A 12724-nucleotide genomic window follows, 5' to 3' on the forward strand; every position below is an offset into this window, starting at 1 on the left:
AAAGAGGTAATACCATGAACAGTAAATTTTATAAAATGAGACGAAATCGCATGATTTCAGGAGTTCTGGCAGGTCTATCAGACAAGTGGAACTTTGATGTTACCCTTGTTCGTTTCCTATTTGCCATTTTTACAGTCGCAAACTTTGGACTTGGTGTGATTATCTATATCATCCTAGCTTCTATCATGCCAACCAAGGAAGAAATCGAAGCAGAAATGTATGGAACAGGCCCACGCAAACGCAAAGAAGCCCAAACCATTGACGATAATGAAGGCTGGTTTTGGTGAGGTTCTTCAAAAGATTTGGAATAAGCAAAAAGCTTTAAATCAATAGTCTAAACTGCTTGATTTAAAGCTTTTTTACTTTTAATAAGATTTTCTCAGCCTCATATACAAAATATTATTTTAAACTCAGGTTTTCTAATCTGATTTTTCTTGCTGAGACAATACATTTTTTGAAAAATGGTGGATGCTGATAACAACTGATAACCAGCAAATAGCATAAGCAGTAGCTGTAAATTCTGTACCGATAAAGTATGTTTTTTCAACTAAGAGCTGACTGATGAATGGAGAGAGGAGATAGAGAAGTCCGATGAGTATATGTTCTTTGTGTTTCATTAAAGCGCACCTTCTTTCCTTATAGGGAGAACGGAATTGCAAGAGTTCAATTGAATGGTGTTTCATCGAAGTAGGCTTACTAGAGTAATAGTTTCCGCTTCCTCCTTTCCAAAGTAAGCCTTTTCACACTTATATTTTACAATTTTAAAAATAGGAAATCAAATCATTTTCTAAGTAATTTTTCCTACATTTCCCCCAATCTTACAAAAATGTAAGATTAAAGTCTCTTTTGTAAGATTAGGTTATGGCAAGCGGTCTTTTTTTGATGTAAACTAGACTCATAAAGAACAAAGGAGTAATATCATGAAACAAATCTTACAGAAGAAAACAAGAAAACCAAGCCACAAAGAAATCGAGCGCGTTCAGCTGGGATGCGCTATGATGCAAGCAACATTTCATTTGATGGGATATTAAGAAAGGAGATTCTCATGACACTTTTAGATGTAAAACACGTTCAAAAAATTTATAAAACTCGTTTTCAGGGCAACCAAGTAGAAGCTCTCAAGGATATTCACTTTACCGTCGAAAAGGGCGACTACGTTGCTATCATGGGTGAGTCTGGTTCTGGTAAATCAACTCTTCTCAATATCCTAGCTATGCTGGATAAACCAAGTCGTGGACAGGTTTATCTGAACGGAACTGACACCGCAACCATTAAAAATTCACAGGCTTCTAGCTTCCGTCGTGAAAAGTTGGGATTCGTCTTCCAAGATTTTAACTTGCTAGATACTCTATCTGTAAAGGACAATATCTTGCTTCCGCTTGTCTTGTCAAGAAGACCCATTACGGAGATGATGAAGAAATTGGTGGTAACAGCTGAGAATCTGGGAATCAACCAATTGCAAGAGAAGTACCCTTACGAGATTTCTGGTGGTCAAAAACAGCGTGTAGCAGTAGCTCGCGCCATCATCACAGAACCTGAAATTCTCCTTGCGGATGAGCCAACAGGTGCCCTTGATTCCAAATCATCTGCAGCTCTTCTTGATGTTTTTGATGAAATCAATGAACGCGGTCAAACCATTCTCATGGTAAGCCACTCCACAGCAGCAGCTAGCAGGGCCAAACGTGTACTCTTTATCAAAGACGGCATTCTTTACAATCAAATCTACCGTGGAGAGAAGACAGAGCGTCAGATGTTCCAAGAAATCTCTGATACCTTGACTGTCATGGCAAGCGAGGTGAATTAGTATGTTTCGATTAACCAATAAGTTAGCGGTATCGAACTTGATTAAAAACCGCAAACTCTACTATCCTTTTGCGCTGGCTGTTCTCTTGGTAGTTACCGTCACCTATCTCTTTTACTCCCTGACCTTTAATCCCAAGATTGCAGAAATTCGTGGAGGGGAAACCATCCAAGCTACTCTAGGATTTGGTATGGTGATTGTCACACTTGCATCTGCTATTATTGTCCTTTATGCCAATAGTTTTGTTATGAAAAACCGTTCCAAGGAACTGGGGGTCTATGGCATGCTGGGGCTGGAGAAACGTCATCTGATCAGTATGACATTTAAGGAGTTAGTGGTATTTGGGATTCTAACTGTTGGAGCAGGTATCGGTATTGGAGCCTTGTTTGACAAGTTGATTTTCGCTTTCTTGCTCAAACTGATGAAATTGAAGGTTGAGCTGGTCGCTACCTTCCAGATGAAAGTTGTCATTGCAGTACTTGTTGTCTTCGGTTTGATTTTCCTAGGCCTCATGTTCCTAAATGCCCTTCGAATCGCCCGCATGAATGCCCTCCAGCTCTCGCGTGAAAAAGCAAGTGGAGAGAAAAAAGGTCGTTTCCTACCTCTCCAAACTATTCTTGGTTCGATTAGTTTAGGGATTGGCTATTATCTTGCCCTTACGGTAAAAGATCCTCTTACAGCCTTAACAACCTTCTTCCTAGCTGTTTTGCTGGTTATCTTTGGAACTTATCTCTTGTTTAACGCAGGGATTACCGTTTTCCTCCAAATCTTGAAGAAAAATAAGAAATATTACTACCAGCCAAATAACCTGATCTCAGTGTCTAATTTGATTTTCCGTATGAAGAAAAATGCGGTTGGACTAGCAACTATCGCTATCTTGTCAACAATGGTTTTGGTAACCATGTCAGCAGCTACTAGTATTTTTAATGCCTCAGAATCCTTTAAAAAAGTTCTAAATCCTCATGATTTTGGGGTTTCAGGGCAAAATGTTGAAAAAGAAGACTTGGACAAACTCTTGAGCCAGTTTGCAAGTGACAAAGGTTATAAGATTAAAGAGAAAGAAGTGCTTCGTTACACTTACTTTGGTGTTGCGAACCAAGAAGGAAATAAGTTAACTATTTTTGAAAAAGGACAAAACCGTGTCCAACCCACAACAGTTTTCATGGTATTTGACCAAAAAGATTATGAAAATATGACTGGTCAAAAACTGTCTCTATCAGGAAATGAGGTCGGACTCTTTGCAAAGAATGAGGGAGTTAAAGAACAGAAAACTCTAACTCTGAACGATCATCAATTTTCTGTCAAAGAAGAATTTACTAAAGATTTCATTGTCAACCATGTCCCAAATCAGTTTAATATTTTGACTGCTGATTACAATTACCTTGTTGTTCCTAATTTGCAAGCATTTTTGGATCAATTCCCAGATTCGGCTATCTATAATCAGCTTTACGGTGGTATGAATGTAAATATCAGTGAAGAAGAACAACTCAAGGTAGCTGAAGAATATGAAAACTACCTTAATCAGTTTAATGCTCAATTAAACACTGAAGGTAGCTATGTGTATGGTAGCAATCTAGCAGATGCTAGTGCTCAAATGAGTGCCCTCTTTGGTGGTGTCTTCTTTATCGGTATTTTCCTATCCATTATCTTTATGGTCGGAACCGTTCTGGTCATCTACTACAAACAAATTTCTGAAGGCTATGAAGACCGTGAACGCTTTATTATCTTGCAGAAAGTTGGTTTAGATCAAAAGCAAATCAAGCAAACCATCAACAAACAGGTTTTAACTGTTTTCTTCCTTCCTTTGATCTTTGCCTTCATACATCTAGCCTTTGCCTACCATATGCTTAGTCTGATTTTAAAAGTGATTGGTGTAATAGATACGACTATGATGTTGACTGTGACCTTGTCTATCTGCGCTATCTTCCTCATCGCCTATGTGCTGATTTTCATGATTACTTCTAGAAGTTATCGCAAGATTGTGCAAATGTAAAAAAAGATACCTCGACTTCAAAATCGAGGTATTTCTTATGTTCTAAATGCTGAAAAGTTGTCCTAGCAGAAAGGTAACTCCCATAGTTAAGAGACCAATAGCAAGGTTCCGAATCATAGCTGTTTTGGTTGGAGCCTTTCCAAGTCTAGCACTAGTGTAACCAGTCACCAATAGTGAAAGTCCTACAATTAGGACAGTAGCAGGGATGCGGTAATCACTTGGGAAAATTGTTACTGACAGCATTGGAGGCAAACTTCCAAGGAAAAAGGCAACAAAGCTAGAGATAGCAGCATGCCAAGGATTGGTAAACTCTTCATACTCTATCCCATATTTTTCCTCAACCAAAGCCTTGAGTGGATTTTTAAGAAAGGCCTTGTTGGTCAAGAGCTGGGCAGAGGTTTCACATTCTCCATTTTGGATATAGGCAGCATAGAGGGATTTTTTGGCTAGTTCCATATCTTGGTCTAGCAAGAGTTGCTCACGCGCAACGGCTGCTTCCTCGGTATCTTTTTGAGTTGAAACGGATACATATTCTCCACCAGCCATTGAAAAGGCACCGGCCAAAATAGCTGCAAAACCTGATAAAAAAATAATCCAGATATTGCTCGTAGCACTAGCAACCCCAATAACCACACCAGCAATGGAAATAATCCCATCGTTAGCACCAAGAACACCAGCACGCAGGATATTTAAACGACCTGCAAAATTTGAATCGATTTCGTGATTTGTTTCTGACATACTATTCTCCTTTTTATCCAGTATAAAGGAAAAATATAAGGAAATCAATCTTTTAAAAGTATCTGAAAAAAGTTGCACGATTTTAATGAAAAAGAGGAAAAAGCTTTTCTGTTTAAGCTTTATCAATAAAACATGCTATAATAGTTGCAGAAAGGTTGGTGTTTATGGCTAGGATATTGGTTATTGAAGATAATAGTGACATTCAAGAGATTTTGCGAACACTTCTTACTGAGGAGCATGAGGTGATTCAAGCCTTTTCAGGAACTGAAGGCATCATGCGTTTTGACCAAGGTGGGATTGATCTCGTTTTGCTAGATATCATGCTTCCTGGGAAAAATGGGGATCAGGTTTTAAAAGCCATCAGGGAACAAAGTCAAATTCCAGTCATTATGCTAACAGCTTTGAGCGATAAGAAGTTAATCAGTCAATACCTCTTAGACGGTGCCAATGATTACATAGTCAAACCTTTTGATTTGGACGAAGTCTTTGCCAGAGTTACTGTTCAATTACGTCAAAGCGTAGAAAAACAGCCTATGGAAATAGGAAAAACTGAAAATCTGCCACAAAACTTGAAAAATATCCAGTTTGATGCAGAAAGTTTTGAAATCAAAAATAGTCAGGAAACAATTCGCCTTGCCAAGAAAGAATGCTTGATTCTCCAAACTCTCCTCAAACATCCTAAGAAAATTTTCACCAAGGAAGAACTTTATGAATTGGTCTGGGAGGATAGCTACCTACCTGGAGATAATACTCTCAATACGCATTCGAGTAATCTTCGTAAAAAGTTAAACCAGCTTGACCCCAATCAAGAATATATTGAAACCATCTGGGGAGTTGGGGTAAGATTAAAAGGAGACAAGCAATGATCTACATGATAATCATTATCCTACTGGTACTCCTAATTATTTTATCGATTGCATTGATTCGCTATCATCTAGCACTTAAAAACTTGAGTCAACAGATTGAAGACAAGATTCTCACGGGTAGTATGAAAAGAGTTGGAGTCAGCATTTTTTCCAAACATTTTTTACATCTCTACCAGCAGATTGAGAATCTATTTCAGGAAGTAGAACAGTCTCGGTTGGTTATGAAAAGGGAAAAGCAGACTCTGGATATGGCCATCAGCAATATCGCCCATGATATTCGAACGCCTTTGACTATCGCTTCAGGTTACACCCAACAATTGATAAAGTCTCCTGAAAACAAAGGAGAAACCTTACAAAAAGTAGCCCAGCATCTTGATTTAGTTTCAAAACGTTTGGAGGCTCTCCTAGAATACCGTCGTTTGATGGAAGGAGCTGTCAAACCGAAACTGGAAGAAGTGGACCTTTCAGCTTTTATCACCAAAAAGACTCTGGCTTACTATGATGTTTTTCAGGCGGCAAATATCACGCTTGATTTTAAGGTTGAAGATGGTTTAAAAATGAGGACTGATGAAGACTTGCTGGATCGAATTTTACAAAATCTGCTTGGAAATGTCCTCAAGCATGGCAAGGAAGAAGCGCGTCTATCTTTGAGAAAGGAAAAGGAACAGCTTGTCTTAGAGATTGCAAACCTTGTCAAACAGCCCATCAAAAGAATAGAAAATCTCAGCAACCGTTTTTATTCTGAAAATCTATCTGATACTGAAGAATCCTCTGGTTTAGGCCTTTATATTACTGAGGAATTATGCCATCTTCTCGGTGCAGAGATGAAGCTAGCCACTGATGGTGAATGGTTTTCGGTCTTTATTTATTTTTAACAGAAGAAACCTCCTCTGTAGGCTAGAGGAGGTCATTTTTTATAGACTTTTCTTTTTGAAAACTGCCAGTCCACTTAGATTAAAGATTACAATAACAGCTAAGCTAACTATAAGTGTATAGAAAATGGATTCACTATTAGCAGTCATAGCATAGGTAAATTGTAAGGACAAATATGGCAAAATTTTGATATTTGGAAAAATGAGCATTGGCATAGAAAGTAAGATAGAGCTGACAAAATAACCAATAAATACTGCAAGATAAGAATGACTCACATAGAGAATAAAGGAAACAATGGAAAGCCAAGCAAGGAGGCAAAATAATTGAAGGAAAATGGTTATCAGTAGATTTCCAATAAAGCCATCAGGCATCGTTCCAAATCCATTTAAGATAGTTGCTGGAATAAAGGCAATCACAAGACAGATGATGACTTGCAAAAGTGCAATACAAGTCAATACAAAGGCTTTGGCAAGGAAAAACTCGGTACGAGAGACACCCACTGTTAAATTATTTTTATAGAGTTTACCGATTAAATCAACTCCAAGAACGAGGCAGGCTAGGATGATGCAGAGAAAAACGAGGTTTGAGCCTTGACTAGATGCGTTGATTAGGGCTTGTACACCATTCCAACCTTGGGTTGGAATTTCTGATTCTTCTGCCTGGATTGCCATCAGATGACCCGTAGCTCCTATACTTGCACCCATTAGCATGAGAGCAAAGAGAATGAATTCTGTGATCCAAAAACCTTTGGAGCGGAAAAGACGGTAAAAGTCTGCTTGAATGGTATGTATCATGATTTTCCTCCTATTCGACCAATTGAGTGAAGTATTCTTCTAGGTTTTGACGGGCATAGTAAATCTCGTCAATGGCAACATCTGCCAAGGTTAATTCCTTAAGAATCTGTTTGACATCTTGTTCCTGACCAAAGATATGGATTTCATTCTCAGGATTGACAACCTTGAACTGGAGCTGGATTTGTTCTTTCAATACTTGACAAGCTTTCTCTTTATCAGCTGTCTTAAGAACAATGTAATCCTCACTTAGTGTTTCAAATTCAGCTTTGCTGATTTCACGGATAATCTTTCCTTGATCTAAAATACCAAAACGATTGGCTAGGAGATAGAGTTCTGACAAGATATGGCTAGAGATGAGAATGGTGATCCCTTTTTCTTGATTGAGCCGTTGAATCATGAGTCGAAATTCTTTAATACCGATTGGGTCGAGGCCGTTGATAGGTTCATCTAAGATCAGGAAGTCTGGTTTAGATAGGAGGGCAATGGCGATCCCAAGTCTTTGTTTCATTCCTAGCGAGAAATCTCGAAAGACTTTTTTACCTGTATCTGACAAGCCTACATAGTCCAGCGTTTCTCGAATGACTTGATCCGCATTTGGAATATGCCGAATCATACAATAATATTTCAGATTTTGGTAGGCTGTTAAGTGATTATGAGCTACGGGTGATTCGATAACAGAACCTACTCTAGATAGAGCCTTGGTCCACTCATTTTCCGTTTGGCTAGAGAAGAGGGAAACAGTCCCTTTATCCGCAAACAGTAGTTGCGTAATGATTTTTATCAAAGTGGTCTTCCCAGCTCCGTTCTTTCCGATAAGTCCATAAATATCTCCCTCTCTTATCGTTAGATGAAGATCCTGAATAATAGCTTGTTTGTCAAAGTTTTTGGACAATCCATGAATGTCAAGTACTGTTTTCATGATTCTCTCCTTTTGATTTATTTTGTTAACTTTAGTATAAAGCATAGAAATCAAAGAAAGCTCAAGGATTTCTAAAGAGTTTCTAAAGTTTTAGGAATTCTTAAATATCAAAACCCAGTTGACATGAACTGGGCCTCTTAATTATAAAATATACTTCTCAATGGCACGCGCAACGCCGTCTTCTTCGTTGCTGGCTGTAACGTCATCAGCTAGGGATTTGACATAATCGCTGGCATTTCCCATTGCAATGCTAAGTCCTGCAAACTGGAGCATTTCGATATCGTTATTAGCATCACCCATAGCCATAATCTCTGAGGAATCAATCTTCAAAATCTCTGCTAGTCGTGAAAGAGCAGTAGCCTTTGTCGTTCCAAGTGGCATGGCTTCATAAATGACAGGTTGCGAACGAACACCGCTAAATCGTTGACAGAGTTCCTCAGCAAAACGCTCTTCAAAATCGTCAGTTTGACTCTCTGTTCCTAAAAACATACCTTGGAACATACGGTACTTGCCACTAGTCGCTTCCTCAAGAGAAATTTCAGTCAGGTCTGAAAAGACTAGTTTGGCATCATTTTGGATGACTTCATTCGGCTTACCACCGAGGACAAAATAATGCTCCTCATCAAAAAGAGTCAACTGAACATCACTTTTTTCAGCAAGGTCATAGAGGTACTCGATGTCTGCTGGACTGAGTTCTTGCCAGTCAACTAGTCCCCAGTCACTGGTCTGGTGAGTTGAACAACCGTTGTTAACAATAACATATTCGTTCTGGAGGTCAAGCCCCAGTTTTTTGTAGTAGGGGAGGACACCGAAAAGGGGGCGGCCCGTACAAAGTACCAGCTTGACGCCTTTTTCAATAGCTTGGTGAATAGCAGTAATGTGAGCTTGTGGGATTTCCTTGGCTTCATTGAGGAGGGTTCCGTCCATATCCAAGGCTAGTAGTTTAATCATAAGACTTCCTTCTTTATCTTTTGGTATTATTATAGCATATTTTAGAAAATAAAATGGTAAAAGGAACGAGACTAATTGATTTTACAGTTTAGGATATTTGGAGAACATTTATTAGGAAAGGTTACACGTTATTCAATTAAGTAAATAATTATATTTGGTAAGCTGGTCAAAAAACAGAGGATTTAAGATGAATAACACATTTTTCATCTTAAATCCTCTGTTCTCCTTAATTTTTTATAAATCAACTTGATTAGACGTAGGGTATGATTTATCTTCTAAATTTTCGTTTGATAATAGAGCGTTGGACTTTTAAAACAAGTAAGCTAAATCCGATTGCTGCGACAAAGGCAAGAGCAGTTGATAATTTTAATGCTAAAAAGATAAAACTAAAGATAGCAATACAGATACAAAAAACAGCAATATTAACAAAAAATAGGATTTCCTTGAGGTTGGCATCAGATTGTGCTTCAGGTGTATAATCTTGATAGCGAGGAATCTGATGATTTAATTCTTCTTGATAGTCTACCTCATAGGATTGTAATTTTCTTACAGGCATTATTCTCTCCTTAACTGTACATACCTATTCTATCATTTTTTAATCGGATAATTATTACAGTAAGGTTACAAAAAGAATAAAGTCCCTTTTCATTTTCAAACTATTGTTCAGGACACGATAGTTTGAAAATAATAGTACGCATAATATTAAGGTTGTTAAACACCTATTGAAAATAGATTAGTAAAAATTGAAACAGTACATTAATACTCTTCAAAACAAGTTAGCGTTATCTTGTATTAGGCAAATGTTACTAATTTAGTCCATTTTATCTACAATCAAAAAGCTGTTCTTTGATTTTTATTGAGTATATAGACTGCAAATTACGCTTAAAAATGGTATAATGGTAAAGTTATATAGTCCCGATAAGATGGTAGAAATTTCTATTTTTTCTTTCGAGTCGCAACTCGTAGATGATAGGGATTTCTATCAGTACTTTGTAACTCTATAACACTATTTTTAAGGGGGGACATTTTTATGTCAGAACGTAAATTATTCACGTCTGAGTCTGTATCTGAGGGGCATCCAGATAAGATTGCAGACCAAATTTCAGATGCGATTTTGGATGCTATTTTAGCCAAGGATCCAGAGGCGCACGTTGCTGCGGAGACAGCTGTATATACTGGTTCCGTCCACGTTTTTGGTGAAATTTCTACAAATGCCTATGTGGATATTAACCGTGTGGTTCGTGATACCATTGCAGAGATTGGCTATACCAATACCGAATATGGATTTTCTGCAGAGACTGTAGGAGTACATCCATCTTTGGTGGAACAATCTCCTGACATTGCTCAAGGTGTTAACGAAGCCTTGGAGGTTCGTGGAAATGCAGATCAAGATCCACTTGATTTGATTGGTGCTGGTGACCAAGGGCTCATGTTTGGATTTGCAGTGGATGAAACAGAAGAGCTCATGCCATTGCCAATTTCACTCAGTCATAAATTGGTTCGTCGTCTGGCAGAACTTCGTAAGACTGGTGAAATAAGATATCTTCGCCCAGATGCTAAATCACAAGTTACGGTTGAGTACGATGAAAATGACCGTCCAGTACGTGTGGACACAGTTGTTATTTCAACTCAGCACGATCCAGAAGTCAGCAACGAACAAATTCACAATGATGTCATTAATAAGGTTATCAAAGAGGTTATTCCAGCCTCTTACTTGGATGCGCAAACAAAATTCTTCATCAATCCTACTGGTCGTTTTGTAATCGGTGGACCTCAAGGGGACTCAGGTTTGACTGGTCGTAAGATTATCGTAGATACTTATGGTGGCTACTCTCGTCACGGTGGTGGTGCTTTCTCTGGTAAAGATGCGACTAAGGTGGACCGTTCTGCGTCATATGCAGCTCGCTATATTGCAAAGAATATTGTTGCAGCAGGTCTGGCTAAGAAGGCAGAAGTGCAATTGGCTTATGCTATCGGTGTTGCCCAGCCTGTTTCTGTCCGTATCGATACCTTTGGTACAGGAAGAGTAGCTGAAAGCAAGCTTGAAAAAGCAACTCGTCAAATCTTTGACCTTCGTCCTGCAGGGATTATCCAAATGCTGGACCTTAAGCGTCCAATTTACCGTCAAACAGCGGCTTATGGTCACATGGGACGTACAGATATTGACCTTCCATGGGAACGCTTGGACAAGGTAGATGCTTTGAAAGAAGCAGTCAAATAAAATCTTGAGAGGGGGACTTCCCCTCTTTTTTACTGATAAAACATTTCACATACAAATAATTGAACTTTGGTAAAAATAACCAGAATAAAAAAGAACTCACCCACTAAACTTCTGTTAATACTACACAATTGAAGAGCTATATAAGAAGCTATGAGATACAAAGCACTAAATAATAATTCACAATAATAACTCCAAAGATTTAGATCTGTTTTGTTTGCAGGTCTAAGTCTTTTTATCACTTTAAAAAACTCCTATAACATCTTTCCGAAAAACTATAATTTTCTTGAAAAATATATAAGTCTATGCTATACTACTAGTAGACTTATTTATGGAGAAAATACATGAAACGTGAGATTTTACTGGAACGAATCGACAAACTAAAACAAATCATGCCCTGGTATGTTCTTGAATACTACCAATCTAAGCTTGCTGTTCCTTACAGTTTTACAACCTTGTACGAATACCTCAAGGAATATGATCGATTTTTCAGCTGGGTTTTGGAGTCTGGTATCTCAAATGCTAATAAAATATCTGATATTCCTTTATCTGTCTTGGAAAATATGTCTAAGAAAGACATGGAATCTTTTATCCTTTACTTACGTGAACGTCCTTTGCTGAATGCTAATACAACCAAGCAAGGAGTTTCTCAGACAACCATCAATCGGACTTTGTCAGCACTTTCTAGTCTTTACAAGTATCTGACTGAGGAGGTTGAAAACGACCAGGGCGAACCTTATTTCTATCGTAATGTAATGAAGAAAGTTTCAACTAAGAAAAAGAAAGAAACACTTGCTGCTAGAGCTGAAAACATCAAGCAAAAGCTCTTTCTAGGTGATGAAACAGAAGGTTTTCTAACTTATATTGACCAAGAGTACCCACAACAGCTCTCAAATCGTGCCTTATCCTCCTTTAATAAAAATAAAGAACGTGATTTGGCCATTATTGCCCTTCTCTTGGCGTCTGGTGTCCGCTTATCTGAAGCTGTTAATCTGGATCTAAGAGATCTCAATCTCAAGATGATGGTTATTGATGTCACCCGAAAAGGTGGCAAACGTGACTCGGTCAATGTCGCTGCCTTTGCTAAGCCTTATCTAGAGAATTATCTAGCCATTCGGAATCAACGCTATAAGACGGAAAAAACAGATACAGCCCTCTTTTTGACTCTCTACAGAGGTGTTCCCAATCGTATTGACGCTTCCAGCGTTGAGAAAATGGTTGCTAAATACTCAGAGGATTTTAAAGTGCGTGTAACCCCCCATAAACTGCGCCACACCCTAGCAACTAGGCTCTATGATGCAACTAAATCACAAGTTTTGGTTAGTCACCAGCTAGGTCACGCCAGTACACAAGTCACTGACCTCTATACCCATATCGTAAATGATGAACAAAAGAATGCCTTGGATAGTTTATAGATTACATAAATTGAATTATGTAATAAATAAGAAAGGGATTCAATAAACTATTCATCTTATTTGATCATATCAAATACAATTGCTAACAGAGTAAACAGCTTTAAAGAATATGAAATAAAATTTATGTGGCCACTAGCTTGCCTTTCTTTGTAATAT

Annotated in this window: 13 protein-coding genes; 7 read left to right on the top strand and 6 right to left on the bottom strand. The window is 38.2% G+C overall.

Annotation, left to right across the window (positions count from 1 at the left end; translation table 11 throughout):
* The first annotated feature begins 14 nt into the window (after nt 1-14).
* Nucleotides 15-287 (top strand): PspC domain-containing protein, encoded by a 273-nt coding sequence (locus tag O3650_RS01125; protein ID WP_203175406.1) that lies wholly within the window; start codon nt 15-17, stop codon nt 285-287.
* Nucleotides 288-419: 132 nt separating this feature from the next.
* Here the strand turns inward: O3650_RS01125 and O3650_RS01130 are convergent, their stop codons facing one another.
* A complete protein-coding gene (locus tag O3650_RS01130; protein ID WP_203175404.1) occupies nt 420-617 on the bottom strand; it encodes a hypothetical protein in 198 nt (65 codons plus the stop codon).
* A 428-nt stretch (nt 618-1045) separates the two neighbouring features.
* Between O3650_RS01130 and O3650_RS01135 the strand changes: the two genes are divergently transcribed.
* Nucleotides 1046-1804 carry an ABC transporter ATP-binding protein gene (locus O3650_RS01135; RefSeq protein WP_371491356.1) on the top strand — a complete coding sequence of 253 codons (759 nt, stop codon included), beginning with the start codon at nt 1046-1048 and terminating at the stop codon, nt 1802-1804.
* 1 nt (nt 1805) lies between these two features.
* A complete protein-coding gene (locus O3650_RS01140) occupies nt 1806-3794 on the top strand; it encodes an ABC transporter permease (RefSeq protein ID WP_371491358.1) in 1989 nt (662 codons plus the stop codon).
* A 42-nt stretch (nt 3795-3836) separates the two neighbouring features.
* Here O3650_RS01140 and O3650_RS01145 read toward each other — a convergent pair whose 3' ends face one another.
* A complete protein-coding gene (locus O3650_RS01145) occupies nt 3837-4532 on the bottom strand; it encodes a VIT family protein (RefSeq protein WP_261083134.1) in 696 nt (231 codons plus the stop codon).
* 164 nt (nt 4533-4696) lie between these two features.
* Between O3650_RS01145 and O3650_RS01150 the strand changes: the two genes are divergently transcribed.
* Nucleotides 4697-5398, top strand: coding sequence for a response regulator transcription factor (locus O3650_RS01150; RefSeq protein ID WP_261083135.1), 702 nt, complete (start codon nt 4697-4699; stop codon nt 5396-5398).
* Nucleotides 5395-6273 (top strand): HAMP domain-containing histidine kinase, encoded by an 879-nt coding sequence (locus O3650_RS01155; protein ID WP_261083138.1) that lies wholly within the window; start codon nt 5395-5397, stop codon nt 6271-6273. The genes O3650_RS01150 and O3650_RS01155 overlap by 4 nt, the downstream gene beginning before the upstream one ends.
* A gap of 39 nt (nt 6274-6312) precedes the next feature.
* Here the strand turns inward: O3650_RS01155 and O3650_RS01160 are convergent, their stop codons facing one another.
* The 4 genes from O3650_RS01160 to O3650_RS01175 all read right to left on the bottom strand — a co-directional run bounded on the left by O3650_RS01160 (nt 6313) and on the right by O3650_RS01175 (nt 9491).
* Nucleotides 6313-7065, bottom strand: a complete 753-nt coding sequence (locus O3650_RS01160; protein WP_203175396.1) for an ABC transporter permease — start codon at nt 7063-7065, stop codon at nt 6313-6315.
* A gap of 10 nt (nt 7066-7075) precedes the next feature.
* Entirely contained in the window at nt 7076-7984 is a 909-nt protein-coding gene (locus tag O3650_RS01165) for an ATP-binding cassette domain-containing protein (RefSeq protein WP_203175395.1), read from the bottom strand.
* A gap of 141 nt (nt 7985-8125) precedes the next feature.
* On the bottom strand, nt 8126-8935 hold the full coding sequence (locus O3650_RS01170; protein ID WP_203175391.1) for a Cof-type HAD-IIB family hydrolase: 810 nt from the start codon (nt 8933-8935) through the stop codon (nt 8126-8128).
* Between the two features lie 268 nt (nt 8936-9203).
* A complete protein-coding gene (locus tag O3650_RS01175) occupies nt 9204-9491 on the bottom strand; it encodes a DUF3270 domain-containing protein (RefSeq protein ID WP_084890146.1) in 288 nt (95 codons plus the stop codon).
* 474 nt (nt 9492-9965) lie between these two features.
* Between O3650_RS01175 and metK the strand changes: the two genes are divergently transcribed.
* Complete coding sequence (metK, locus tag O3650_RS01180; protein WP_060805501.1) at nt 9966-11156, top strand: methionine adenosyltransferase; 1191 nt, start codon at nt 9966-9968, stop codon at nt 11154-11156.
* Nucleotides 11157-11497: 341 nt separating this feature from the next.
* Nucleotides 11498-12568 carry a tyrosine recombinase XerS gene (gene xerS, locus O3650_RS01185; protein WP_101776708.1) on the top strand — a complete coding sequence of 357 codons (1071 nt, stop codon included), beginning with the start codon at nt 11498-11500 and terminating at the stop codon, nt 12566-12568.
* Nucleotides 12569-12724 lie beyond the last annotated feature (156 nt).

Origin of the sequence: Streptococcus sp. 20925_1_24 (assembly GCF_041432335.1) — a bacterium.
Classification (GTDB): domain Bacteria; phylum Bacillota; class Bacilli; order Lactobacillales; family Streptococcaceae; genus Streptococcus; species Streptococcus mitis_BM.